The organism is Acidovorax sp. GW458-11-26-14-TSB4 (assembly GCF_059423865.1).
Map to the genome: position 1 here is coordinate 179321 of NZ_JBWKYR010000008.1, position 25323 is coordinate 204643.

Consider the following 25323-nt stretch of genomic DNA (forward strand, 5'->3'; position numbering starts at 1 on the left):
GCAAGGCTCAGCGCCGGCTGGCGATATCGACCACCTTGGCCTCGGCCGGTGGCGGTACCCCTTGGCCCAGCAACTGCAGGTACAACTGCTCGTAAGGGCGGGCTGCGGCGGCCCAGCCGAAGGACTGCGCCATGCCCCTGCGCTGCAGTCCGCGCCAGAGCGCGGGCTGCGCCCAGGCCTCAAGCACCCGGCTCAGCGCGCGGTCGAACTCGGCCTGGGTCGGTGCCGCCATCATGAAGCCGGTGCCCTGGTCCAGGCCGGGGCCGGCGTCGCTCACCGTATCGGCCAGGCCGCCTGTGGCCGTGACCACCGGCGGCGTGCCGTAGGCCTGGCTGTACATCTGGTTGAGCCCGCAGGGCTCGAAGCGCGAGGGCATCAGAAAGCAGTCGGCCCCGGCCTCGATCTGGTGCGCCAGCGCCTCGTCGAAACCCAGCGTGGCGTGGACCTCGCCCGGATGGGCCTCGGCCAGCGCGCGAAGTCCGGCCTCCAGCGGTGCCTCGCCCCGGCCCAGCACCACCAGTTGGGCCCCCCGCGCCAGCAGGGCAGGGGCGCCCGCCAGCACCAGGTCCACCCCCTTCTGGGAAGTGAGCCGCCCCACCAGGCCCAGCAGAGGGCCGGGCGCCTCTTCCAGGCCGCAGCGCTGGCGCAGGGCGGCCTTGTTCAAGGCCTTGGCCTGCAGGCGGTCCGCGCCGTAGTGGGCCGCAATCAAAGGGTCGAGCTCCGGGTTCCATACTTCGGTGTCGATGCCGTTGAGCAGCCCGTGCAGACGGTCGGCCTGGGCGCGCAGCACCCCATCGAGCCCGAAGCCAAGGGCCGGTTGCTGGATCTCGCGCGCATAGGTCGGGCTCACCGTGGTGATGGCGTCGGCGAACTGCAAACCCGCCTTGAGCATGGACAACTGGCCCCAGAACTCCACGCCCTCCATGCCACGGTGGGCCGGCGCGATGTCCAGCACCTCGCAGGCCTCCATCGGGAACACGCCCTGGAACGCCAGGTTGTGGATGGTGATGAGGCTGCGGGCCACGTCTTTCTGCCCGGCATCCCGCGCCTGGCGCAGGTACAGCGGCGCCAGGCCGCAGGGCCAGTCGTTGGCGTGCACGATGTCGGCGCGCCAGCCACAGGGGGTGTGCTCCGTACCGATCAGCGCGGCCACGCGGCTGAGCAGGCCGAAGCGCAGGGCCTGCTCGTGCATGGGCGTGTGGGCCGGATCGCCGTAGGGCGTGCCCGCGCTGGCATACAGGGACGGGCACGACAACAGCAGGAACGGCATGCCGTCGGGCGCCATCACCTGCAGCAACTGGGCCGCCGGCCAGGGGCCATGGGCGGGAATGGGCATGATCGCATCGAGCGTGCCATCGATGACCATGCCGCCATAGGCGGGCATGAGGATGACCACCTCATGCCCCAGCGCCTTCAGGGCCCGGGGCAGGGCGGCACTGACGTCTCCCAGCCCTCCGGTCTTGACCAGGGGAGCGCATTCGGGCGTGGCAAACAGGATTTTCATGGCGGGGTATCTTGCGCCACCAGGATGGCAAAGGGCAGGCGGGTGCTGGCCGGGCCGATATCGCCCAGCACCTCATCCAGGGAATGGTCTGGCGCATTGGCCAGTGTCTGGCCGGTCATCCAGTCACGCCAGCGGCCCGGGCGGGCCAGCGCAGGGTGGGCCGAGGCCAGCGCCATGCGCGTGCTGTCCCATCCGCGCTCGCCCAGGCCCACCAGCAAGCGCCCGCAGACCACCACGATGGCCTGGTCCCCGCCGATGCGGGCAAATGCCAGGGCATGCTCCTGCGCCGGGCCTTCCAGGGCCAGCGGCAGGTACAGCCCGTCGCGGAACAGCGCGGGCATCAGCCGGCGCAGCTGCAGCAGGCGCCAGGTGACCAGCTGCTTGGCACCCGGCGGCATGACCGGGCCGTTGCCCAGCAGGGCATGCCAGTCGGCGGGGGCCGGATACTGCCCCTCGCCCCGGTAAAGCGCCCGCAGCGGTTCCAGCGCAGCGGCGAGCGCCGCCAGGTCCGCCGGGCGCCGGTTGTCGGGGTCCACCAGCGCAAAGTTCCAGACCTCGCAGCCCTGGTAGATGTCCGGTACGCCCGGCGCGGTGAGCTTGAGCGCCAGCTGGCACAGGCTGTTGCGGAATCCGTATGGGGACACGCGCTGCACGAACGCTTCGAGCTCGGAGACAAAACGCTCCGTGGACAGTGATTTTTCGATGTAGTCGCGCACCGCGGCCTCGTAGGCCTCATTGGGAAACAGCCAGTTGCTCTCGAGCTTGGCTTCGCGCATGGCCTTTTCCTTGTAGCGCTGAATGCGCTGCACCAGGCCCTGGCGCTCCTGGGGATCGGTGGCGTGCGCCGGCCAGATGCCGACCATCGCCTGGTACAGCCCCCACAGGTCGTGGGGCAGCGGCGCCGCCCGGCCGTCGACCTCCACCTCGAAGCGCTGGCCGCAGGCCTGCAGCGCCTGCACCGTTTCCTGCCAGGCGGCGGGCATTTCGGAGAGCACGTTGAGCCGCGCGCGCACGTCCTCCGAGCGCTTGCTGTCGTGCGTGGAGGTGGCCAAAAGCTCGTGCGGCAGGTGGCGCCCGCGCTGCAGGTTGCCCTGGTGAAAGGCCGCGACCGAAATGCCGAAGCGCTGCGGCTCTGCGCCCACGTCGTTGAGCGAGACCAGCCGCACGTAGCGGTAGAACAGGGTGTCCTCGACCGACTTGGCCATCACCGGCGCAGTGAATTGCTGCCAGCGCCGCACGAAGCGCTCGCGCAGGCCAGGCTCGGGACCGGGCTCACCCTGCAGTACCGCCTGCAGGTAGGCCAGCACCCCGCCTTCGGCCGAGCCCAGGCGCCGGCGTGCGGCACTGATGGCCCAGGCGATGTGCTGGCGGTCCGCCTCGCTCGGCGGGGCGCCGCCGGGCACCACGTAGGTGCGGTACACGGGGAACTGGGCCGCCACCTCCACCAGGGCCACGCGCAGCTGGTTGCGCGTGAAGTCGCACACGGCGCGGTCGGCGCGGGTGATCCGGCTCAAGGTGTCCACCAGCCAGGCCATGTCGGAGAACAGCGCCGTCTCGATGATCAGGCGCTTGCATTCGTAAGCGGCCTCCTCGAAGGGCCGGGTGTCCCCGGTGAACGCGCCATAGATCGCGTCGAAGCGTTCCCGCGCGTCGGCCGCGATGAACAGGCCGTTGACCAGGGTGCTGAAACGGTAGCCCGTGCCACCATGCACCCGCCAGTCGGCGGGCAGGGGCTCATGGTCGGCCATGATCTTCTCGACCACCAGGTACAGCGCCTGCGGCGGTTGGCCCCGGGCCTGGCGCTGCGCGGCATGGCGCTGCTGCAGGCGCTCGAAGTACCGGGCCGGGTCGGCCAGGCCATCGGGGTGGTCGATGCGCAGGCCCGTGACCTGGCCCTCGGCCAGCCAGCGCAGGGGCAGGGCATGCACGGCCTCGAAGACCTCGGGGTCTTCCATGCGGATGGCCGCCAGGGCGTTGATGTCGAAAAAGCGCCGGTAGTTGATGTCGTCGCCCGCCACGCGCCAGTCGGCCAGCCGGTAGGCCTGGGCCTGGAGCACGGCATCGAGCGACTCGCGCCCCGCCGCGTCCGCCGTCTGCCCGTTCACACGGGCCAGGCAGGCCTGGATCCAGCCCGCCACCCAGGGGCGGGAGGCAGCCAGCTCGGCCAGCCTGCGCTGGTACAGCGGGGCGTCGCGCAGTCGGGCCGCGCGCAGCGCGGCATCCATGCTGTCGCGGGGGGGAATCTGCCCGAAGGCGTCCACCAGCGAGGCCACTTCGGCCAGCTCATCGGCCGGCTCCCCCGCTGGCAGGGCCACGGCGCCCAGCACCTGGGCATAGCTGCGCGGGTCCAGCGGGAAGGCGTGGTCCCAGTAGCCGACCTGCAGGCGGCCCTGGGCGGCGTCCAGGCGCAGCTGCAGCTCCCCGGCGTCGAGCAGCTTGCCGTAGTGGTCGCCCAGCACCGGCAGCAGCACGCGCCGGCCGGTCTGCGGGTTGGCCGGCTGCCATTCGATGTCGAAGGTGGCTGCATGTGGCGAGGCCTCGCCGTGTTCGAGCATGTCCTGCCACCAGCGGTTGGCCGGGTCCTCCACCCCCATGTGGTTGGGCACGATGTCCAGCACGTGGCCCATGTTGCGGTCGGTCAGCGCCTGGCACAGTGCGGCGTGCTCGGCCTCGGTGCCGATCTCCGGGTTGAGCTCTGTGGGGTCCACGACATCGTAGCCGTGCATGCTGCCGGCCGCCGCCTTGAGGTAGGGCGAGGTGTACAGGTGGGTCGCCCCCAGCGCGTGCAGATAGGGCACGGCCGCCGCGGCCTGCGCAAAGGTGAAGCCGCGGTTGAGCTGCACCCGGTAGGTGGCCCCCGGGACGTCGGCCGACGCCATCGGGGGCAGGGCCGCCACCGGCGCGGCCAGCGCCGACCGGCGCACACCGCCGATGGCCTGGCCGATGGCCTCGAACCAGGGGTCGCCTGCCAGGGCCTCCAGCGGCACGGGCATGCGCTGGCGCCAGTTGGGGTAGCGGTCTTCCGTGGTGCCCGGCACATTGAGCTGTTCGCGCTGGCCGGTGAGGTCTTCGAGCTGCACCCCCAGCAGCTGGCAGGGCGTGCGCGCGAGGAAGGCATGCACGGCCGCCGCGAGCGCGGGCGTCATCTCGGGGGCGGACTGGGCGTCCAGCGTCACGCCCGGCGGCAGCAGCTGCTGGGCATCGAGCGCTGCGAGCAGGTGGGTGCGGTCCTGGGCGCGCGCCAGCTGGGCCTGCACGTGGGCGTCACCGTCTCCGAGCCAGCCCAGCGACTGCTGGATGGCGATGTCGTCGCCCCCCCAGAAGCCCTTGAGTGTGGGCAGGTCGTGTGTGCTGACCACCGCCAGCGCCTGCGGCTGCCAATCGGCCGGCGGGCGGAAGGCGCCGCCCTCCAGGCGCTCGAAGATCAGCGGCTTGTACGACAGCAGCGCGTGCTCGGCCATGGCCTCGCGCATGCGCGGCGCCACGTTGCCCAGGTCTTCGCCGATCACCATGCACTGGTGGCGGTGGCTTTCGATGGCCATCACCGCGACCAGGGCCTCCAGCGGGTAACGCACGTAGGTGCCGCCCGCCGGGCTGTTCCAGTACAGGCGCATGAGCGCCATGGCGTGGTCCATGCGCAGCGCGCCGGCATGGCGCATCACGCTGGCCAGCAGTTGCCGGAAGGGCATGAAGCGTGCCGCGGTCAGGGCCACCGGGTTCACCGGCGGCAGGCCCCAGTCCTGCCCCTGGGTGCTCAGCGGGTCGGGCGGGGCGCCCACGTTCATGCCTCGGGCATGCAGGCCCGGCCACATCCAGGTTTCGGAGCCGCCGTCGCTGGCCCCCACGGCCAGGTCGCAGTACAGGCCCAGGGCCATGCTGCCGCGCGCCTGCCGGAAGGCAGCTTCCAACTGCCCGTACGCCAGCCACTGCAGCCAGTAGCGGCGGGCCACGGCGTCGGCATGCTCGCGGGTGAACGCCTGCACGGCCTGGCCCTGCGGGTCGCGCAAGGCCTCGGGCCAGGCAGGCCAGCCCCAGACGGCGGGGTTGGCCGCGCCCAATGCGAGCTGGATGGCCTCGTACCGGGCATGCAGGCCCAGGGTGGACTGGTGCTCGGCCATGAAGGCATCGAACGCCTGGCCGCGCTCCGTGCCTGCGTGCCAGTGCCGGTCGCGGAACTCCTGCCAGAGCAGGGCCAGCACCGCTTCCTTGAGCGCTGCGACCTCGCCATAGCGCACCGTGGCACTGGCGCGCACCTCGTGCAGCCGCTGCTGGAAGCTGTTGTCCGCCACCAGGGCCTGCGCCGAGGCGCAGTGGGCGAACTCCGCCACCGCCGTCACATCAATGTGCATCACGTTCAGCGCCAGCCGGCTGCTGGGGCTGTAGGGGCTGGCCTGCTCGGGGCGCTCCGTGCGCAGGGCGTGCAGCGGGCTCACGCCCACGAAGGCCGCACCGCGCGCCGCCGCGATCCGCACCAGCGCGCACAGGTCGGAGAAATCGCCGATGCCCCAGCTGCGCTCGGAGCGCAGGGCGTACATCTGGGCGGTGATGCCCCACCAGCGCTCGCCCGCCAGCAAGCCCTCGGGCAGCCAGCAACGCCGGGGCGCGACCAGCACCAGGTGCTCAGTGCCCTGTGCGCGCAGCAGGTAGTAGCCGCAGGCAAGGCTGGCCGGCAGTTCAGCGGCGGTGCCATGGCCCTGTAGCAGCGGGGCCATGCCGCCTTCTTCGGGCGACAGCTGCCAGGCGCCTGGTGCGCCCAGGTCCACGGATGCAGCCTGCCCCTGTTCAACCACGATGGGCGGTGGCACCTCGCGGTCGGCATGCTCGCCCATGGCGGCCAGGGCTTTGGCCAGCACCTCAGGGGGCACGCTCAGGTCCTCGCCCCAGAAGCTCGCGTACCCGGTGGCGATGCCGGCGCGCTCGGCCCGGCGCTGCAGGTCCGCGTCCAGCACGTGCGGGGCAGGGGTGCCCTGGCTCATGGCCGGCCTTCGCTGGCGGTCCAGCGGGCGGACCAGGGTGCCCACGTCCCCCCGTCGGCGTTCCAACGGTGGCTGAAGATCTCTGCAGGTACGCGGCCGGCGGCGCCGGAGGGCGTCGCCACGACCGCGTCAGGTCCCAGGTTCATTTCCATTCCCAATGTCACGCCATCCTGGTAGTGCCAGGCCACGCGCAGGCCGGTTTCGCCCACGAACTCCGCCACATGCCCCTGTGTGCGCAGCTGCGCAAGCCGGGGCTGAAACCACGCGCGGCGCACCGCCAGCGCCTTCTGCACCAGGGCCCGGCGCGCCTGCCCGGCTGCGGTGTCCGATTCTTCCCATTGCAGCCGGCTGGCCTGCAGGGTCGCCACGTCGCAGGGGTCCGGCAGCACCGCGTCGCCGGTCACTGCATGGCCGAACTCGCGTGCGCGCCCCTCGCGCACTGCATCGCGCAGGCCGCCGTCCCAGTTGGCAAAGTACAGGAACGGCGTGGAGGCCGCAAACTCATCGCCCATGAACACCATGGGCGTGGCCGGGGTGAGCAGGGCCAGCAGCAACGCCAGCTCCGCCCCCTCGGCCGGTGCCAGGTGCCCCAGCCGTTCGCCGAAGGCGCGGTTGCCGATCTGGTCGTGGTTGCCGATGAAGTTCACCATGCAGGGCAGCGGCACCGGGTCACCGCCAGCCACGCCGGCCGCCTCGGGAAAGGCAAAGCCGTGGGTCAGCACCCGCGCCAGCAGCGCCAGCGGATGGCGCGCGAACTTGGCATAGTAGCCCTGGGATTCTTCCGTCAGGGCCACGTGCACCGCATGGTGGAAGTCGTCGTTCCACTGGGCGTCGTACAGGCCGGGCTCGGGCGATGAGGCCAGGCGCGCGGGCTGGTTTTTCTCGTTCTCCAGCACCAGGTGCACCAGTCGTCCGCTGGCCGTGGCCAGCTCGCGCACGCGCGCGCTCAGCTCCTGCAGGATGTCGGGCCGGCTGTCGTCGGCGATGGCGTGCACCGCGTCCAGGCGCAGGCCGTCCATGCCGAATTCCTCGATCCAGTAGAGCGCGTTGTGCACGAAGAAATCGCGCACCACGGCGCTGCCCTCCTGGTCGAAATTGATGGCCGCACCCCAGGGGCTGGCATGGCTGCTCGAAAAGAACGGGGGTGCATAGGCGTGCAGGTAATTCCCGTCAGGCCCGAAATGGTTGTACACCACGTCGAGGAAGACGCACATGCCCAGCGCATGCGCTTCGTCGACCAGGCGCTTGAGGTCTTGCGGGCTACCATAGGCCGCATGCGGTGCGAAGGGCAGCACGCCGTCATAGCCCCAGCCCCATTGCCCGCCGAAGCTGGCCAGCGGCATCAGCTCGAGCGCCGTGAAACCCAGCGCCGCCAGCTCCGGCAGCTTGCGGATGGCGCCTTCATAGGTACCCAGCGGGCTGAAGCTGCCCACATGCAGCTCGTAGAAGACCAGTTCGTTCCAGGGTCGGCCGGCCCAGTCCGTCTTCCATTCATGGCTGGCGGGATCGGTGACGACACTGGGCTCGTGCGGCCCCCAGGGATTGCTGCGCGAGGCTGGGTCGGGCACGGCGAGCTTGCCATCGATGAGCCAGCGGTACGGGGTGCCCGCACCGGCGTCGGCCGCATTCGCCTGCCACCAGCCACCGTCGGACCGGGTGGCGGGGAGGGTTCGGGCTGCCGCCTTGGGCGTCGGACGGTACCACAATGCTGCCTCCTGCGCCGCAGGCGCCCACAGCGAGAAGCGGGCACCGCCACCGGCCAGCAGCCGGGCGCCGAAGGGCATGGTGTGCGTGCGCCTCATGCGGTGGCAGGGTGGCTGGGTGCGAAGGGTGCCGTCAATACCGCCATCGAACGTGCGAGCAGGGTATGCTGCCCGCCGGCTGCCACCGTGGGCGCACCGGCTTCCTCGCCAATGGCCACCACGCGGGCATCCCGGGTGTCCAGTCGCAGGGTCCAGTTGCGGCCCGATCCGTCCGCAGGCAGGGTGAAGATGGCATCGGCATCGCTGGAATTGAACAGCAGCATCACGGACAGCTCCTCTTCGGCCACGCTCTCCATGACCGCGCCCACGCAGCGCACGGCGGGATCGTCCCACTCCTCGGCAGTCATGTCGATGCCCCATACACTGTGCCATGCGACCGTGACGAGTTGCGGCAGCCCCGCCTCATCCACGGGCCAGGTGTGGGGCCGGACCACAGGCAGAGCCCGGCGCAAGGCCACCAGTGCCTGGGTGAAGCCCTGCAGTTCGCTGTGCCGGCCAGCGCGATCCCAGTCGTACCACGACAGGGCGCTGTCCTGGCAGTAGCCATTGTTGTTGCCCTGCTGGGTGCGCCCCAGCTCGTCTCCGCCCAGCAGCAACGGCGTGCCGTGGGACATGAACAGAGTGGCCAGGAAATTGCGCACCTGCCGCTCGCGCAGGGCCAGCACCTCGGCATCATCGGTGTCGCCTTCGGCCCCGCAGTTCCAACTGCGGTTGTGCGACTCGCCGTCCTGCCCGCCTTCGCCGTTGGCCTCGTTGTGCTTTTCGTTGTAGCTCACCAGGTCGGCCAGGGTGAACCCGTCGTGCACGGTGACCATGTTCACGCTGGCCGTGGGCCGGCGCCGGCGCGGCTGGTACATGTCGGCCGAGCCGCACAGGCAGGCCGCGAAGGCCGGCAGGCTGCCGTCCGCATTGATCCAGTAATCGCGCACGGCATCGCGGTAGCGGCCGTTCCACTCCATCCAGCCGACGGGAAAGCCGCCCAGCTGGTAGCCATAGGGTCCCAGGTCCCAGGGCTCGGCGATCAGCTTGGTGCGCGAGAGCACCGGGTCCTGCGCCAGCGCGGCAAAGAACGGCGCGCGCAGGGTGTAGGCACCGGCCGCGTCACGCCCCAGGGCCGAGGCCAGGTCGAAGCGAAAGCCGTCCACATGCATCTCCTGCACCCAGTAGCGCAGGCTGTCCATCACCAATTGCAGCGCGGGCGGGCTGCTGGTGTCCACGGTGTTGCCGGTGCCGGTGTAGTCCATGCACATGCGGCGGTCCTCGGCCAGCCGGTAGTAGGCGGCGTGGTCAATACCCTTGAGGCTGAGCGTGGGGCCCAGGTGGTTGCCTTCGCCGGTGTGGTTGTAGACCACGTCCAGGATCACCTCCAGCCCTGCGGCGTGCAGCGCCTTGACCATGGCCTTGAATTCATCGACCCCGCCGTCGGAACCGGCATGCGCCGCATAGCGCGGCTCGGGCGCGAAAAAGGCCACGGTGTTGTAGCCCCAATAGTTGGCCAGTTGCATCTCCACCAGGCGGTGGTCGTCGATGAAGGCCTGCACGGGCAGCAGTTCGATGCTGGTAACGCCCAGTTGCTTGAAGTGTGCGATCGCGGCGGGCGATGCCAGGCCGGCATAAGTGCCGCGCAGCTTTTCCGGCACGCCCGGATGGGTCTGCGTGAAACCCTTGGCATGCACCTCGTAGAACACCGTGTCGCGCGCTGGCACACGGGGCGGGCGGTCGTCGCCCCAGTCAAAGCGCGAGCGCACCACGCGGCACTTGGGGGCCGTGCGGCCATTGTCCAGGGCACTGCGCACCAGGTCTTCGTCGGGTTGGGCGAGTTCGTACCCGAACTGGTCGGCCGCGCCCCGCACCGGGCGGTCCAGGGCCCGGGCAAAGGGGTCCATGAGCAGTTTGGCCGGATTGCAGCGCTGGCCGGCATCTGGTTCATAGGGGCCGTGCACGCGCAGCCCGTATTTCTGCCCGGCCTTGAGGCCCGCCACGTGGCCATGCCATACGTCGTCGGTCAGGCAGGGCAGGGCGATGCGCTCCATTTCCCGGTCATTCTCGGAAAAAAGGCAAATTTCCACGCATGTCGCCACCGAGGAATACACCGCGAAGTTCACGCCCAGTTTGTCCGCCGTCGCACCAAGAGGCCAGGGGCGTCCGGGTTCGACCTGCCTCACCGGGCGTACCCGCTTGAAGGTGGTGGGCAGTGGGCCTGCGGCATGCACTTCGGGCTTCATGCAGCAGCTTTGAAGTTGCTGCCCAGGGCGGCCGGCACGGGCTGGCGTACCCGGTCCACCTTCAGCGTATTGCTCACGAGTGCGCTGCGCGTCGGAAAGAACTGCCGGGGCACAACCACGATGCCACTCTCCGTCACGTGGAAGCGGCGGCGGTCCTCGGCCTCGTCGAAGCCGATGCGCTCGCCCGGGGGAATATCGTTGTCCTGGTCGATGATGGCGCGGCGCACGTGGGCGCCCTGGCCGATGCGCGAGCGCTCCATGACGATGCAATGCTCCAGCGTCGCATCGCGTTCCACCAACACCGAGCGGCGCAGCATGGCGTGATCGAGGGTGGCGCCATCGACGATGCTGCCCGAGCCCACCACAGAGCGGTGGATCACGCCGTTCTCGATCTGTGCCGACTCGGCCTGGTCGGGGCTGGCGTAGATGGGCCACTCGCGGTTGGTCATGCGAAAGCGGGGCGTGGCGCCCAGGGTGTCGAAATGCGCATCGAAGTAGGCGTCGATGGTGCCCACGTCGCGCCAGTAGGCATGCTCTTCATAGGGCGCCGTGCCAGGGATTTCGTTGGCAGTGAAGTCATAGGCCATGAGCCGGTGCGATTGCAGCATGGTGGGCAGGATATCGCGGCCGAAGTCGCTGTGGCCGGTGGCGTGCGCCTTTTTCAGCGCATCGAGCAGCACGTCGGCATTGAACAGGTAGTTGCCCATGGAGGCCAGGGCGTGCGTGCTGCTGCCGGGCATGGGGCGCGTGTTCTTGGGCTTTTCCACGAAGTTGCCGATGCGGTGGTGCGCGTCCACCTCGACGATGCCGAACTGGTTGCATTGCGACAGTGGCACGGGCAGGGTGGCCACGCTCACGTGGGCCTGGCTGGCACGGTGGAAGTCCACCATCTGGCGCACGTCCATGCGGTAGATGTGGTCGGCACCAAACACGGCCACGATGTCGGGCTGGAAAGATTCGATCAGGTGGATGTTCTGGTAGACCGAGTCGGCCGTACCCTGGAACCACTCGGGACCGTTGCGCATCTGCGGCGGCACCACCGTCACGAAGTGCTGGGGGATGAAGCGCGTCATGGTCCAGGAGCTGCGGATATGCTCGATCAGCGACTGCGACTTGTACTGCACCAGCAGGTAGATCGAATAGATCTCCGAGTTGACCAGGTTGGACAGCACGAAGTCCACGATGCGGTGCTTGCCGTTGAAGGGCACTGCCGGCTTGCAGCGCTCGGCCGTCAGGGGGTGCAGGCGGGAGCCTTCGCCCCCGGCCATCACGATCGCCAACACATTTCGGGTACGCGACATAGCATCAGCTCCAGTGAAGAATCAAGCCCTGGTGGGGCGGTTGGAAAGAAGAACGGTCGAAAGAGGGGGCACGGTCAGGTGCAGATGGGCCGGCTGGCCTTCGAGTGGGGTGGGGGTCGCATCCACCCCGCCGAAGTTGCCCATGCCGCTGCCGCCATAGGGCTCCGCATCGCTGTTCAGCAGTTCGTGCCAGCGGCCGGCCACCGGCACGCCCACCCGCAATGCGGCCACTGGCTGCGGCGTAAGGTTGTGCACGGCCAGCACGATGTCGTCGCCTGCGCGGCGGATGAAGGCCAGCACGGTGGTCTGGTGCGGTGCCATGGGCGCCCAGGCAAAGCCTTCGGCGTCGAAATCGTGCGCATGCAGGGCCGGGCGCTCGCGGTAGATGTGGTTCAGGTCGGTCACCCAGCGCGCCATGCCGCTGTGGCGGGCCTTGGCCCAAAGGTGCCAGTCCAGCGTGCGCTCGTGGTGCCATTCGTCCACCTGGCCGAACTCGCCGCCCATGAACAAGAGCTTCTTGCCCGGGTGCGACCACATCATTCCGTACAGGGTGCGCAGCCCGGCAAAACGCTGCCACTGGTCGCCAGGCTGGCGCGATAGCAGGCTGCGCTTGCCGTAGACCACTTCGTCGTGCGAGAGCGCCAGCACGAAGTTCTCGTCGAAGGCATACACCATGGAAAAGCGGATGTCGCCCTCATGCCAATGGCGGTGCACATGGTCACGGCGCATGTAGCGCAGCGTGTCGTTCATCCAGCCCATGTTCCACTTCATGCCGAAGCCCAGGCCATTCGCATGCACCGGGCGCGACACGCCGGCCCAGGCCGTGGACTCCTCGGCGATCACATGCACGTCCGGGAACTCGGCGTAGACGGCGCAGTTGAGGTCCTGAAGAAAGCGCACGGCTTCCCAGTTCTGGTGCCCGCCATCGGCGTTGGGCACCCATTCGCCGGGCTTGCGCGCGAAGTCCAGGTAGAGCATGGACGACACGGCATCCACGCGGATGCCGTCGAAGTGGTACTTGCCCAGCCAGAACAGGGCGTTGCTGATGAGGAAGTCACGCACCTCGTAGCGACCGTAGTTGAAGATCAGGCTGTTCCACTCGGGGTGGAAGCCCTTGCGCAGGTCTTCGTGTTCGTACAGGGCCGTGCCATCGAAGCGGGCCAGGCCGTGCGCGTCGGACGGAAAGTGCGACACCACCCAGTCGAGCAGCACGCCGATGCCGTGCTGGTGCAGCGTGTCCACCAGCACCATCAGGTCCTGCGGGTTGCCGTAGCGGGCCGTGGGCGCGAAGTAGCCGGTGGTCTGGTAACCCCACGAGCCATAGAAAGGGTGTTCCGTGACCGGCATCAGCTCGACATGGGTGAAGCCCAGAGCCGTGCAGTGCGCGGCCAGGCGCTGAGCGATGTCGCGGTAGTTGAGAAATCGGCCGTCTTCCTGGCGCTGCCAGGAGCCCAGATGCACCTCGTAGATGGACATGGGCGCTGCCAGCGCCTGCCGTTCGCCGCGGGCTGCCATCCAGGCACGGTCGTTCCACTCGTAGTCGAGTCTCCAGATCTGTGAAGCCGTGCCGGGCGGGTGTTCCTGCCGGGTGGCATAGGGGTCCGCCTTCTCGATCCATTGGCCCTGCGCGTCCTGGATGCGGTACTTGTACAGGTCGCCATGGCCCGCGCCTTCGACCCGGACGCTCCAGCGGCCGGATCCGTCCTGCGTGCGCTGCATGGCCAAGGGGGTCCAGTTGTTGAAGCTGCCGATCACCTGCACCTGCCAGGCATTGGGTGCCCATACCGTGAACAGGGTGCCCGCTGGATCGGTGTGCGCACCCAGCACTTCATGTTGCCGGAAGTGGGATGACACCGCAGCCGCAGTGGCTGCAAGGGGGGTGGAGTGCGCTGCGACGTTCATGGTGACGGGTGGTTGGCCTCCATGTTCTGCTGCAGTGCAATATGCCAATGCAAGACCGCCGCGCGTGCTCAGGTAGGCGTTTGCCTACGCGGTTTTCGAGGTTGCGGTGTAGCGAAAGGCAGGGGGCCAACGCGCCCTCCAGACGCCTGCCGGCTGGCAGGCACGGGGCAGTAACGGGCCATGAACAACCCCGCCGCCCTCAGCGGCGACTGCGCTCCTTACCGTCGTGCAACGCCTGTGACCGGAGGGACGCCTTTTGAAGCGCAGGCGCATGCACCATGCGTGGCGCAAAGCACACCCGGCCTGCCAGCCGCAGGGGACAGGCCCTAGAAAAAAGGGATTTGCAGCGAATGCTGCGCCGCGGCGATGCCGAATCAGCAGGTCAGGACAGCGCCGCCCATGCCGAAGACACCTCGGGGCTGCGCTGTCGTCGGATCACCTGTTTGGCGGTTTCGGCAAGCAGCGAGGCCCGGCCCAGGCCGGTGACGGCGACCACGCGGGCAGGGCTGCCACGCCCGGGCGCGAACTGCACTTCCACCATGCCGGCAGCTTCCAGCACCCGTAGCATGTCCACGCCGGCTTCGTCGTCCACATCGTATGGAAGCATCTCCATAGCGATCACTTTCAGGTACTCCATCGGCATAGGACCCCCGCGTGTTTGGCGAGAATCCATTCTGAACCTCGGGCTGCGGCGCCGGGGCAACTATTCGCAACAGCCCTGGGGCGGAAGGGGTTTCGACGCGGTGCAGCAAAAAAGAAAGCCCGCATGAAGCGGGCTTTCTGCCTGCACGGGGCAGGCGGTGGAAGTCGACTGCGGTATCGACATCCTTATGGTATGAAGCAGCGCACGCCCAGAGTGTAGGACGGCACCGCGAGCAGCGCGCACCGTCACAGGGCCCACAGGGGCGGCGCGTCCTGGGCGAGGAGTGCACCGGACAGGGCCGCCTCGTCGCGGTCGCCACCCTGGCTCTGGCGCATGAAGGCCGGCAGGTCTGCCGCCATACGCGCGAAGAATGCGCTCCGGCTGAACGCCGTGCCTTCCAACGCCCGCCCGGCTTCCTGCAATACGCGCCAGGCGCTGCTTTCCACGGCCTGCCGGGTGCGCAGGGCCAGGGCCATGGCGGCATCGCGAGGGTGGGCGTCGATCCAGGCCGCGCTGTCGCGCAGTACGGCGGCGCTGCTGTGCAGGGCCACATCGACCTTGGCCAAGGCAGCCGCGCGCATCGTGTGCAGAGGGTGGCTGGGCGGGCACTGCTGCACCGCGGCAAAGAGCACATGGGCCGCCGCACGGATGCCGCCATGCCAGCATGCCGCGATGCCTGCCGCGCCATGCCAGTAGCCGCTGCGCCGCATGAAATCGCCAGGGGCCCCGAGCCGGGTCGCAGGCGTGTTGTGGAAGCTGACGTCCGCGCTGCCCGTGTCCGCCATGCCCACGGCATGCCAGTCATTGGTATGGATGCCCACGCTGGGGTGGTCCAGTTCCACCACCATGAGCTGCGGTTGCTGCCCTGGCAGCCAGGCCGTGAGCAGGGCATGGCTGGCCCCCAGGGCGCCCGCGCATGCAGCCTTGGAGCCCGAGAGCACGATGCCCTCGGCGCCCCGGTCGGTGGCTGCCAGGCGGCGCCCGGGCGATTCCGCGGCCCACATGGCCCAGACGGCGCCACGGGTGTGTTCTTCATACCCCAGTTCGCGCAGGATGGCCAAAGCGTCGGTATGGCTCTCGTACAGCCTGGCCAGCGACAGATCGTGGCCAGCCACCACGCTCAGCGCCTGCCAGCGCTCCAGCGTACGGCCCGTGCCCGGCAGGGGCAGGTCCGCCAGCCCGCTGACCACCAGGTGGCGCAACTGCCTGATGACCGGAGCGGAACCCATGGACGCCAGCGCGCCAGGCAAGGCCTGGGCGGTGCTGAACAGGTTTTTCGAATCCGTCATCATGGCGGCACCTCGGGCCAAATGGGTGGCCTGGCTGCAGGCAGCCGCAGCGGCAGGGATGATGGATGGTACGAAGCGGCCGCCTTTGACCTTGTAGGAGAAGGCAGATGCGGCGCATAGGCGCCGGGAGCAATCGTTATTTGCCTGAATCAGTCCACGACCACATTGGCCTCGCGGATGACCTTGGCCCATTTGGCGGTCTCGCTGGCGATGAAGGCATCGCATTCCTGCGGTGTGGAGCCCTCCGCGAAGGTGCCCATGCTCTGCTCCAGGCGGCGCGAGACTTCGGCGCTGCGGATGATGCGCGCGACCTCGGTGGACATGCGCTGCACGATCTCGCGCGGCACGCCGGCCGGCGCCAGCATGGCCGCCCAGGTGCTGCCCACGATGCCGGGGTAGCCCTGCTCGCCGAAGGTCGGCACGTCCGGCAGCGCCGGCACGCGCTTGTCGCTGGCCACGCCGATCAGCCGGATCTTGCCGGCCTTGGCCGGCTGGATCAGGTTGGGCGGCGGGTCCAGGAACAGGGGGATCTGCCCGCCCATGAGGTCGGCCAGCGCCGGAGACGCCCCCTTGTAGGGCACATGCACCATGTCCACCTTGGTGACCAGGCGCATGAGTTCCGAGGTCAGGTGCGCAGCCGAACCCGCGCCCGAGGACGCGAAACTCAGCTTGCCCGGATTGGCGCGCCCATAGGCCACGAGCTCCGCCGTGGTCTTGAACGGGGCATTCGTGGCGACGGCGGCCACGAGCGGCGACACCCCCATGAGCGACACGCCCACCAGGTCCTTCTTCGGGTCGTAGGGCAGCTTGGGGTACAGCGTGGTGTTGGCTGCATAGGCGGCGATCACCACTGCAAAGGTGTGCCCGTCGGGCGCCGCCTTGGCCACCGCATCCACGCCGATGATGCTGTTGGCACCCGGCTTGTTGTCGATGACGATGGGCTGGCCCAGCGCCTGCTGCAGCCCGACCTGGAGCAGGCGCGCCATCTGGTCGGTGAAGCCGCCGGCCGTATACGGCACGACGATGCGGATGGGCTTGCTGGGCCAGGCCGAGTTGGCCCAGGCGGGTGCGGCCGTGGCGGCGATGCCGGCCGTGGCGGCTGCCAGCAGGCGGCGGCGGTTGAGGGCTTTGTTGTTGTGCATGTTTGTCTCCTGATGTCTCAGACGCGGCCGCCTTACAGCGCCTTGACCAGCTCCGGCACGGCCGCAAACAGATCCGCCTCCAGCCCATAGTCGGCCACGCTGAAGATCGGCGCCTCCGCATCCTTGTTGATCGCCACGATCACCTTGGAGTCCTTCATCCCAGCCAGATGCTGGATGGCCCCGGAGATACCGGCCGCCACATACAGCTGCGGCGCCACGATCTTGCCCGTCTGGCCCACCTGCAGGTCGTTCGGTGCGTAACCCGCATCGACTGCCGCGCGGCTGGCGCCAATGGCAGCCCCCAGCTTGTCGGCCAGCGGGGTCATCACTTCGTCGAACTTTTCCTTGCTGCCCAGGGCGCGGCCACCGGAGACGATGATCTTGGCGGCGGTCAGCTCGGGGCGGTCGCTCTTGGCGATCTCGCTGCCCACAAAGCTGCTCTTGCCCGCGTCGGCGGTTGCCGCCGCCGTTTCGGTGGATGCACTGCCACCCGAGGCCGCTGCGGCATCGAAGCCCGTGGTGCGCACGGTGATGACCTTGGTGGCGTCCTGGCTCTGCACGGTGGCAATGGCGTTGCCCGCGTAGATGGGGCGCTCGAAGGTGTCAGGAGAGATCACTTTGGTGATGTCGCTGATCTGGGCCACATCGAGCTTGGCCGCCACGCGCGGGGCCACGTTCTTGCCGCCCGCGGTGGCGGGGAACAGGATGTGGCTGTAGGAGCTGGCGATGGCCAGGACCTGGGCGGCCACGTTCTCGGCCAGGCCGTGGGCCAGGCCGGCTGCGTCGGCGTGCAGGACCTTGGCGACACCCGCGATTTGTGCGGCTGCGGCTGCGGCGCCAGCGGCATTGTGGCCGGCCACCAGCACGTGCACGTCGCCACCGCAGGCGATGGCGGCGGTCACGGTGTTGAGCGTTGCGCCCTTGATGCTGGCGTTGTCGTGTTCAGCAATAACGAGTACGGTCATTTCTTGTTCTCCTTAGATGACTTTGGCTTCGTTCTTGAGCTTCTCGACCAAGGCGGCCACGTCGGCCACCTTGACGCCCGCACCGCGCTTGGGCGGTTCGCTGACCTTGAGGGTCTTCAGACGGGGGGACACATCCACACCGAGGTCTTCGGGCTTGACGGTGTCCAGCTGCTTTTTCTTGGCCTTCATGATGTTGGGCAAGGTGACGTAGCGGGGCTCGTTCAAACGCAGGTCGGTGGTGATGACTGCGGGCAGGGACAAGGAGAGGGTTTCCAGGCCACCGTCGATTTCGCGGGTGACGCTGACCTTGTCGGCAGCCAGGTCGACCTTGCTGGCAAACGTGGCCTGGGGCAGGTCGGCCAGGGCCGCCAGCATCTGGCCGGTCTGGTTGGCGTCGTCGTCGATGGCCTGCTTGCCCAGGATCACGAGGCCGGGTTGTTCCTTGTCCACCAGGGCCTTCAAGAGCTTGGCCACGGCCAGGGGCTGCAGATCCAGGTCGGCGGGGGTTTCCACCAGGATGGCGCGGTCGGCGCCGATGGCCATGGCGGTGCGCAGGGTTTCCTGGCACTGGGCCACGCCGCAGGAGACGGCGATGACTTCGGTGACCAGGCCTTTTTCTTTGAGGCGCACGGCCTCTTCGACGGCGATTTCGTCAAAGGGGTTCATGCTCATCTTCACGTTGGCGATGTCCACACCGGTCTGGTCCGACTTGACTCGGACCTTGACGTTGTAGTCCACCACGCGCTTGACAGGGACGAGGATTTTCATGGGGCTTCCTTCAATAAGTGTTGGGACTCAGCGGGCCAGGCCAGCCAGGCGTTCGTGGATCAGGGCATGGGCCTCGGCCATGGTCCGGTCGATCAGTTGCTGCACCGTGGGCACGTCGTGGATCAGGCCGGCCACCATGCCGCAGGACCAGGCGCCCGCGTCCATCTCGCCGCTTTGCATGATGCGCGGGTAGACGCCGGCCACCTCGGGCAGGATGTCCTCGAAGCTGATGGCCGCGCCCAGTTCGCGCTCCTTGGCCAGCAGCCGCTCCACCGCCGCGTTGCTGAGCACCCGCTCGGTGTTGCGCAGCGGGCGCATGACCAGGCGCGTATCAAGCTCACTGGCCGCGACGATGGCGCGCTTGACGTTCTCGTGCACCGGCGCCTCCTGGGTGGCGATGAAGCGCGTGCCCATGTTCATGCCCTCGGCGCCCAGGGCCAGCGCGGCCACGAGCGAGCGGCCGTCGGCCATCCCGCCCGATGCGACGAAGGGGATGCCCAGCTCTTCCGCCGCCCGCGGCAGCAGGATGAAGTTGGGCACGTCGTCCTCGCCCGGGTGGCCGCCGCACTCGAAGCCATCCACGCTGATCGCATCGCAGCCGATGGCCTGGGCCTTGAGCGCATGGCGCACCGAGGTGCACTTGTGGATGACCTTGATGCCGGCCTCCTTGAGCGCCGGCAGCCATTTCTGCGGGTTGTTGCCCGCGGTCTCGACGACCTTCACGCCGCCTTCGATGATGGCCTTCACATAGCCCGGGTAATCGGGCGGGTTGACCGAGGGCAGAAAGGTCAGGTTCACGCCGAAGGGCTTGTCCGTCATGGCGCGGCAGCGCGCGATCTCGCGGGCCAGCAGTTCGGGCGTGCGCTGGGTCAGCCCGGTGACCATGCCCAGGCCGCCCGCGTTGGAGACGGCCGATGCCAGCTCGGCCAGGCCCACATGGTGCATGCCCCCCTGGATGATGGGGTGCTCGATGCCGAAGAGTTCGGTGATGCGTGTTTTCATGGCCGTGTCACTCCGGTGCAATGCCCTTGTCGCGAATCAGCTGGCCCCACTTGGCATAGTCCTGCTGCACATGCTGGCCCATCTGCGCCGGGTCCTGGAAACGGGCGATGGCACCCGCGTTCAGCAGCTTCTCCTGGATCTCCTTGTCGGCCAGGATCTGCCGCACTTCATTGGCGATGCGATCCACCACGGCCTTGGGCGTGCCTGCGGGGGCCAGCAGGCCGCCCCAGGAGACGGCGTCATAGCCCTTGAAACCCTGCTCGGCGATGGTCGGCACATCGGGCAGCATGGCCACGCGCTGGGGCGACCCGATGGCGATGGCGCGCAGCTTGCCGGCCTTGATGTGGGGCAGTGCCGCTACCAGGTCGGCGTACATCACCGGCACCTGGCCACCGATGGTGTCGGTGATGGCTGGCACGCCGCCCTTGTAGGGCACATGCTGCATGTCGAAGCCGCCCATCTGCTTGAGCAGCTCCATGCTCAGGTGGCCGAAGCTGCCCGCGCCCGAGCTGGTGTAGTTGAGCGGGGCCTTCTGCGCCTTGGCGTTGGCGATCAGCTTGCGCAGGTCGGTCACCTCGGGCAGCTGGGTGGGGTTGACCACCACGACGATGGGCAGGTCGTAGACTGTGGCCACGGGGGCGAAGTCCTTCACCGTGTCGTAGCCCGTCTTCTTGTACAGGTGGGGCGCCAGCAGGGTGGGGGTGGCCAGCATCATCAGCGTATAGCCGTCGGGCTCGGCCTTGGCCACCTGCAACGCGGCGATGGAGCCCGAGGCGCCGGGGCGGTTTTCCACCACCACGGCCTGCTTGAGGCGCTCGGCCAGCTTCTGCCCGACGATGCGCGAGGCCGTGTCGGTGGGTCCCCCGGCCGGGAAGGGTACGACCAGCTTGATGAGGTTGGCGGGCCAGGCTGCGTCCTTGGCAGGCTGGGCCAGGCTGCTGCCCAGCAGGCCCGCGCCGCTCAGGGCAGCCAAACCCTGCAGGGCGGTGCGGCGGTTGAAAGAGGTGCTCATGGTCTTGTCTCGGTGTTGTGATGTCTGGTGTCAGGCGGCTGGAAGGGTTAGCACGCCGCTTTGCTGCAAGCGCTGCAGCTCGTCCTCGCCCAAGGCCAGCAAGCGCTGCAGCACCTCGCGCGTGCCCTCGCCCAGCGTGGGCGGCGCATTGCGCAGCGGCAGGCGCTGGCCGTCCAGCCGGTAGGGCGGTGCGAACACGGGCGTGGTGCCGGTCACGGGGTGGGGCATGTCCTGCACCAGGCCGCTCTGGCGCGTGCGCTGGCTGGTCAAGGCCTCGTGCAGGCCCGCAACCCGGCCGCAGGGGATGCCGGCCGTTGTCATGCGTTCAAGCAGCACATCGCGCGGCAGCGAGCGGATCATGCCGTTGAGCAGAGGCACCAGGGCTGGCCGGTTCCTGGCGCGCTCCACATTGGTGGCAAAGCGCGGGTCCTCGACGATATCGGGCCGCTCGATGACCGTGCGGCAGAACTTGTCGAACTGCGTGTTGTTGCCCACGGCAATGATCAGCGGGCCGTCGGCCGCCTCGAACATGCCGTAGGGCACGATGGAGGGGTGGGCGTTGCCGTAGCGCGCCGGGTCGCGGCCGAGCTGCAGCGCGTCGAGCCCGTAGTAGCCCGTGACCATGATGCCGCAGTCGTACAGCGCCATTTCGATCAGCCGGCCTTTGCCCGTGCGCTCGCGGCGGAACAGGGCGGCCAGCACGGCCTGGGCCGCATGCATGCCGGTCACGAGGTCCACCACGGCCACGCCGAACTTCAGCGGCGGCCGCTCGGCTTCGCCGTTCAGCGCCATCAGGCCGGCCTCGCCCTGGATCACCAGGTCGTAGCCGGGGCGTTTGGCCTCGGGGCCGCTCGCGTCGTAGCCGGCCACGGCACAGTAGACCAGGTCGGGCCGAATGGCCCGGAGCTGCTCGTAGCCCAGGCCCAGCTTCTCAGCGCCGCCGGTCTTGAAGTTGTGGATCACCACGTCGACCTGCGGCAGCAGGCTGTGGATGATCTTCAGGGCCTCCGGGCTTTGCAGGTCCAGCGTGATCGACCGCTTGTTGCGGTTCATGCTGTTGTAGTAGGTGGTCTCGGTCTTGCCGATGCGCATGCCCCAGTCGCGCGTGTCGTCGCCGCGGCCGGGGTGCTCGACCTTGATGACCTCGGCGCCGAAGTCGGCCAGCACCTGGCCGCACAGCGGCCCGGCGAAGACGCGCGAGAGGTCCAGCACACGCACGCCTTCGAGGGGCAGGTCCAGGCCCTGGTTCGGTTCTTGGGTGGTCGCCATGTTCAGTCTCCTTGTGTGCCGGCGCCCAAAGCCATGTAGCGCGCCAGGTGGTGATCTTCATCGCCCAGCTGGTGGTCGATCATCACCAGCCGCTTGGCATAGTGCGACAGCGGGAGCTCCCAGGTCATGCCGATGCCCCCATGCATTTGAATGCTTTCCTCGGACACCAGCGCTCCGATGCGGCCGATGGTGAACTTGGCGGCCGACAGCGCGCGCTCGCGCGCCAGGCGCTCGCCATCCATGGCGGCCGCGGCGTTGATCACGGCCGAGCGCGCCTGCTCCACCTCCAGCAGCAGATCGGCCATGCGGTGCTGCAGCGCCTGGAAGCTGCCGATCGGCACGCCGAACTGCTTGCGCGTCTGCAGGTATTCGAGCGTGTCCTTCTTGGCCACTTCCATGGCGCCCAGCGCCTCGGCGCACAGGGCCAGCACACCCCAGCCCACGGCCAGCTCCAGCGTGGCCAGGCCCTGGCCTTCGGTGCCCAGCAGCGCATCGGGGCCCAGTTCCACGTTGGTGAAGCTGATGTCGGCGGCACCCCCACCGTCGATGCGGCCGTAGTCCCGGCGTTCAACGCCCGGCGCATCGGCCGGCACGAGGAACAGCGAAATGCCGTCCTCGCTGTCCACCGCGCCTGCCGTGCGGGCCGACACCAGCAGCAGCTGCGCCGTGCCGCCCTGCACAACCACGGCCTTGGCGCCCGACAGCACCCAGCCCTGGCCATTGCGCACTGCCTGCGTGGCGACGCGTGCCAGTTCGTAGTGGCTGCCCGGTTCGTCGTGCGCCAGCGCGGCCACGGTGCTGCCGTCGATCAGGCTGGCGATGCGTTCCTTCTGCGCGGGCGTACCCACGGCGCCCAGGGCCCGCCCCACCAGCAGCGCCCCGAGAAAGGGCTCCACCACCAGGCCGCGGCCAAGGGCCTCGAAGACCACGGCAATGTCGAAACCGGCGCCGCCAAAGCCGCCATCGGCTTCGGGGAAGAGGGCGCCAATGGCACCCAGCTCGGCAAACTGCCCCCACAAGGTACCCGACATGCCGGTTGCGCCATAGGCGATGGCGTTGCGGGTCTCCACAGGGCACTGCCCGGCGACAAAGCGGTCCAGGGTGTCCGCCAGCATGCGGCGGTCTTCGGTGTGTTCAAAGTTCATCGCATCCACCTCACAGGCCCAGGATCATCTTGGAGATGATGTTCTTCTGGATTTCATTGGAGCCGCCGAAGATCGACAGCTTGCGGTAGTTGAAGTAGTTGGCTGCCGCCGTGGCCGCCTCGTCGGGGCCGGTCAACGGATCGGCCATGTCCTGGTGCTGCGCCTCCTCGATGTAGGGCAGGGCCGCGGGGCCCATGGCGCGGCGGATCAGCGACAGGATCTCCTGGCGGATCTCGGTGCCGCGGATCTTGAGCATGGAGCTCTCGGCCCCCGGCACGCCGCCGCCCGCCACGGCCGCAATCACGCGCAGGTTGGTGGTCTTCATGTTCTCCAGGTCGATCTCGACCTTGGCCATGCGGGTGGCGAACTGCGGGTCCTGGTCCAGCGGGCGGCCGTTGCGCTGCACCTTGGCGGCGATGACCTTGAGCTTTTCCAGCGCGGCCACTGAGAAGCCCACGCCGGCAATGCCGGTGCGCTCGTAGGTCAGCAGGTACTTGGCATAGGTCCAGCCTTTGTTCTCCTCACCCACCAGGTTCTCCGCCGGCACACGCACGTCGGTGAAGAACACCTCGTTGACCTCGCGGTCGCCGTCGAGCGTGCGGATGGGGCGCACTTCCACGCCAGGGGTGCCCATGTCCACCAGCAAGAAGCTGATGCCCGACTGGGCCTTGGCCTCGCGGTCGGTGCGCACCAGGCAGAAGATCATGTTGGCGTGCTGGCCCTGGGTGGTCCAGGTCTTCTGGCCATTGACGATGTAGTGCTCGCCCTCTGCATCCACGCCACGCACCGCCGTGGTTTTCACCGAGGCCAGGTCCGAGCCCGAGCCCGGCTCGGAGTAACCCTGGCACCACCAGTCGGCACCGCTCAGGATGCGCGGCAGCCAGTACTGCTTTTGCGCCTCGTTGCCGTACTTGATGAGCACCGGGCCCAGCATGTTGACGCCGAAGGGCACGATGCGCGGCCCGCCGGCCACGGCGCACTCGGTGTCGAAGATGAACTTCTGCACCGCACCCCAGCCGGGGCCGCCGTATTGCTCGGGCCAGTGGTTGGCCAGCCAGCCGCGCGCGTTGAGGATGGCATGCCACTCCTCCTGGTCGGCCTTGGTCAGGCGCTGTCCGGCCTTGACCTTGTGCGCCAGGGCGGCGGGCAGCTTGTCTTTCAGAAAGGCCTGCACTTCCTCGCGGAAGGCCTGTTCTTCAGGGGTGAATTGCAGATCCATGTCGTGCCTCGCTTCAGAAAATCTCGAACAGGCCGGCGGCACCCATGCCACCCGCGATGCACATGGTCACCACGCCCCATTTCGCCTTGCGGCGCCGGCCTTCGAGCAGGATGTGGCCGGCCAGGCGGGCACCCGTCATGCCGAAGGGGTGACCGATGGAGATCGCGCCGCCGTTGACGTTGAGCCGCTCCATCGGGATGCCCAGCCGGCGCTGGCAGTACAGGGCCTGGGAGGCGAAGGCCTCGTTGAGCTCCCACAGGCCGATGTCCTCGACCGTGAGACCATGGCGCGCCAGCAGCTTGGGCACGGCGAACACCGGGCCGATGCCCATTTCGTCGGGCTCGCAGCCGGCCACGGCCATGCCGCGGAAAGCGCCCAACGGCTGCAGGCCCAGGCGCTCGGCCTCCCTGGCCTCCATCAGCACGCAGGCCGACGAGCCATCGGACAGCTGCGAGGCATTGCCGGCCGTGACGAACTGGTTCGGACCCTTCACAGGCTCCAGTGCCGCCAAGCCTTCGAGCGTGGTGCCGGGGCGGTTGCAGGTGTCGCGTGTGGCGACCACGTCGCGGTAGGTGACCTCGCCGGTGTCCTTGTTCTTCTCGGCCATGCGCGTGGCACAGGGGATGATTTCATCGTCGAACAGGCCCGCTGCCTGCGCCGCCGCCGTGCGCTGCTGGCTCTGCAGCGAGAAGGCGTCCTGGTCCTCGCGCGAGATGCCGTAGCGGTGCGCCACCACGTCGGCCGTGTCGATCATGGCCATGTACAGGGCAGGCTTGTGCTCCACGAGCCAAGGGTCCATGTCGCTGGGCAGGTTGTTGCCCGGGCGGATACCGGAGATGGTTTCCACCCCGCCCGCGACCATCGCCGGCACGCCCTCGGCCACGATGCGGCCGGCCGCGATGGCGATGGACTGCAGGCCCGAGGCGCAAAAGCGCGTGACCGTGGTGCCCGCCACCGACAGCGGCAGCCCGGCACGCAGCACGGTCTGGCGGCCGAGGTTGCGGCCCTGGAAGCCATCGGGGTTGCCGCAGCCCAGGATGAAGTCCTCGAACAGCTCGGGGTCCACGCCCGAGCGCTCGACGGCCGCCGTGACGGAGAAGGCGGCCAGTTGGGCGGCCGGCGTGGCATTGAATTCGCCGCGGTGCGACTTGGCCAGCGGGGTGCGGGCGGTGGAAACGATGACGGCTTCGCGCATGGG

Annotated in this window: 17 protein-coding genes; all 17 read right to left on the minus strand. The window is 68.7% G+C overall.

Annotated features, from left to right (window positions below; all coding sequences use genetic code 11):
* Nucleotides 1–7: 7 nt before the first annotated feature.
* Nucleotides 8–1504 carry a glycogen synthase GlgA gene (gene glgA / locus AC07X5_RS18190; RefSeq protein ID WP_494771294.1) on the minus strand — a complete coding sequence of 499 codons (1497 nt, stop codon included), beginning with the start codon at nucleotides 1502–1504 and terminating at the stop codon, nucleotides 8–10.
* Complete coding sequence (gene treY / locus AC07X5_RS18195) at nucleotides 1501–6480, minus strand: malto-oligosyltrehalose synthase (protein WP_494771295.1); 4980 nt, start codon at nucleotides 6478–6480, stop codon at nucleotides 1501–1503. The genes glgA and treY overlap by 4 nt, the downstream gene beginning before the upstream one ends.
* The gene (gene treZ, locus AC07X5_RS18200; RefSeq protein ID WP_494771296.1) at nucleotides 6477–8282 is read right to left on the minus strand and encodes a malto-oligosyltrehalose trehalohydrolase; all 1806 of its coding nucleotides are present in this window, start codon (nucleotides 8280–8282) and stop codon (nucleotides 6477–6479) included. Before treZ ends, treY begins: the two co-directional genes overlap by 4 nt.
* Complete coding sequence (gene glgX, locus AC07X5_RS18205) at nucleotides 8279–10468, minus strand: glycogen debranching protein GlgX (RefSeq protein WP_494771297.1); 2190 nt, start codon at nucleotides 10466–10468, stop codon at nucleotides 8279–8281. Before glgX ends, treZ begins: the two co-directional genes overlap by 4 nt.
* The gene (locus tag AC07X5_RS18210) at nucleotides 10465–11769 is read right to left on the minus strand and encodes a glucose-1-phosphate adenylyltransferase (protein ID WP_409955221.1); all 1305 of its coding nucleotides are present in this window, start codon (nucleotides 11767–11769) and stop codon (nucleotides 10465–10467) included. Before AC07X5_RS18210 ends, glgX begins: the two co-directional genes overlap by 4 nt.
* Nucleotides 11770–11790: 21 nt before the next feature.
* Nucleotides 11791–13671, minus strand: a complete 1881-nt coding sequence (gene glgB / locus AC07X5_RS18215; protein ID WP_494771298.1) for a 1,4-alpha-glucan branching protein GlgB — start codon at nucleotides 13669–13671, stop codon at nucleotides 11791–11793.
* Nucleotides 13672–14053: 382 nt separating this feature from the next.
* Nucleotides 14054–14284 carry a hypothetical protein gene (locus AC07X5_RS18220; RefSeq protein WP_409955224.1) on the minus strand — a complete coding sequence of 77 codons (231 nt, stop codon included), beginning with the start codon at nucleotides 14282–14284 and terminating at the stop codon, nucleotides 14054–14056.
* A 275-nt stretch (nucleotides 14285–14559) separates the two neighbouring features.
* On the minus strand, nucleotides 14560–15603 hold the full coding sequence (locus AC07X5_RS18225) for an acyl-CoA dehydrogenase family protein (RefSeq protein ID WP_494771299.1): 1044 nt from the start codon (nucleotides 15601–15603) through the stop codon (nucleotides 14560–14562).
* A 149-nt stretch (nucleotides 15604–15752) separates the two neighbouring features.
* Nucleotides 15753–16745, minus strand: a complete 993-nt coding sequence (locus tag AC07X5_RS18230) for a tripartite tricarboxylate transporter substrate binding protein (protein ID WP_494771300.1) — start codon at nucleotides 16743–16745, stop codon at nucleotides 15753–15755.
* A gap of 32 nt (nucleotides 16746–16777) precedes the next feature.
* Nucleotides 16778–17710 (minus strand): electron transfer flavoprotein subunit alpha/FixB family protein, encoded by a 933-nt coding sequence (locus AC07X5_RS18235; RefSeq protein ID WP_494771301.1) that lies wholly within the window; start codon nucleotides 17708–17710, stop codon nucleotides 16778–16780.
* Between the two features lie 12 nt (nucleotides 17711–17722).
* Nucleotides 17723–18478 (minus strand): electron transfer flavoprotein subunit beta/FixA family protein, encoded by a 756-nt coding sequence (locus tag AC07X5_RS18240; protein ID WP_494771302.1) that lies wholly within the window; start codon nucleotides 18476–18478, stop codon nucleotides 17723–17725.
* A gap of 27 nt (nucleotides 18479–18505) precedes the next feature.
* Nucleotides 18506–19480, minus strand: coding sequence for an NAD(P)H-dependent flavin oxidoreductase (locus tag AC07X5_RS18245; protein ID WP_494771303.1), 975 nt, complete (start codon nucleotides 19478–19480; stop codon nucleotides 18506–18508).
* Nucleotides 19481–19487: 7 nt separating this feature from the next.
* Complete coding sequence (locus AC07X5_RS18250; protein ID WP_494771304.1) at nucleotides 19488–20492, minus strand: Bug family tripartite tricarboxylate transporter substrate binding protein; 1005 nt, start codon at nucleotides 20490–20492, stop codon at nucleotides 19488–19490.
* Between the two features lie 30 nt (nucleotides 20493–20522).
* Nucleotides 20523–21761, minus strand: a complete 1239-nt coding sequence (locus tag AC07X5_RS18255; RefSeq protein ID WP_494771305.1) for a CaiB/BaiF CoA transferase family protein — start codon at nucleotides 21759–21761, stop codon at nucleotides 20523–20525.
* Nucleotides 21762–21763: 2 nt separating this feature from the next.
* A complete protein-coding gene (locus tag AC07X5_RS18260; protein WP_494771306.1) occupies nucleotides 21764–22906 on the minus strand; it encodes an acyl-CoA dehydrogenase family protein in 1143 nt (380 codons plus the stop codon).
* Nucleotides 22907–22916: 10 nt separating this feature from the next.
* The gene (locus AC07X5_RS18265; RefSeq protein ID WP_494771307.1) at nucleotides 22917–24125 is read right to left on the minus strand and encodes an acyl-CoA dehydrogenase family protein; all 1209 of its coding nucleotides are present in this window, start codon (nucleotides 24123–24125) and stop codon (nucleotides 22917–22919) included.
* 13 nt (nucleotides 24126–24138) lie between these two features.
* Nucleotides 24139–25320 carry an acetyl-CoA C-acyltransferase gene (locus AC07X5_RS18270; protein ID WP_494771308.1) on the minus strand — a complete coding sequence of 394 codons (1182 nt, stop codon included), beginning with the start codon at nucleotides 25318–25320 and terminating at the stop codon, nucleotides 24139–24141.
* Nucleotides 25321–25323 lie beyond the last annotated feature (3 nt).

Excerpts from the sequence above, each read along its gene's own strand:
- AC07X5_RS18245 (WP_494771303.1), bottom strand. The coding sequence starts at position 19,480 with ATGAAAACACGCATCACCGAACTCTTCGGCATCGAGCACCCCATCATC.
- AC07X5_RS18250 (WP_494771304.1), bottom strand. The coding sequence starts at position 20,492 with ATGAGCACCTCTTTCAACCGCCGCACCGCCCTGCAGGGTTTGGCTGCC.
- AC07X5_RS18265 (WP_494771307.1), bottom strand. The coding sequence starts at position 24,125 with ATGGATCTGCAATTCACCCCTGAAGAACAGGCCTTCCGCGAGGAAGTG.
- AC07X5_RS18220 (WP_409955224.1), bottom strand. The coding sequence starts at position 14,284 with ATGGAGATGCTTCCATACGATGTGGACGACGAAGCCGGCGTGGACATG.
- AC07X5_RS18230 (WP_494771300.1), bottom strand. The coding sequence starts at position 16,745 with ATGCACAACAACAAAGCCCTCAACCGCCGCCGCCTGCTGGCAGCCGCC.
- AC07X5_RS18210 (WP_409955221.1), bottom strand. The coding sequence starts at position 11,769 with ATGTCGCGTACCCGAAATGTGTTGGCGATCGTGATGGCCGGGGGCGAA.
- treY (WP_494771295.1), bottom strand. The coding sequence starts at position 6,480 with ATGAGCCAGGGCACCCCTGCCCCGCACGTGCTGGACGCGGACCTGCAG.
- AC07X5_RS18240 (WP_494771302.1), bottom strand. The coding sequence starts at position 18,478 with ATGAAAATCCTCGTCCCTGTCAAGCGCGTGGTGGACTACAACGTCAAG.
- glgB (WP_494771298.1), bottom strand. The coding sequence starts at position 13,671 with ATGAACGTCGCAGCGCACTCCACCCCCCTTGCAGCCACTGCGGCTGCG.
- treZ (WP_494771296.1), bottom strand. The coding sequence starts at position 8,282 with ATGAGGCGCACGCACACCATGCCCTTCGGCGCCCGGCTGCTGGCCGGT.
- AC07X5_RS18255 (WP_494771305.1), bottom strand. The coding sequence starts at position 21,761 with ATGGCGACCACCCAAGAACCGAACCAGGGCCTGGACCTGCCCCTCGAA.
- AC07X5_RS18235 (WP_494771301.1), bottom strand. The coding sequence starts at position 17,710 with ATGACCGTACTCGTTATTGCTGAACACGACAACGCCAGCATCAAGGGC.
- glgA (WP_494771294.1), bottom strand. The coding sequence starts at position 1,504 with ATGAAAATCCTGTTTGCCACGCCCGAATGCGCTCCCCTGGTCAAGACC.
- AC07X5_RS18270 (WP_494771308.1), bottom strand. The coding sequence starts at position 25,320 with ATGCGCGAAGCCGTCATCGTTTCCACCGCCCGCACCCCGCTGGCCAAG.
- AC07X5_RS18225 (WP_494771299.1), bottom strand. The coding sequence starts at position 15,603 with ATGACGGATTCGAAAAACCTGTTCAGCACCGCCCAGGCCTTGCCTGGC.
- glgX (WP_494771297.1), bottom strand. The coding sequence starts at position 10,468 with ATGAAGCCCGAAGTGCATGCCGCAGGCCCACTGCCCACCACCTTCAAG.
- AC07X5_RS18260 (WP_494771306.1), bottom strand. The coding sequence starts at position 22,906 with ATGAACTTTGAACACACCGAAGACCGCCGCATGCTGGCGGACACCCTG.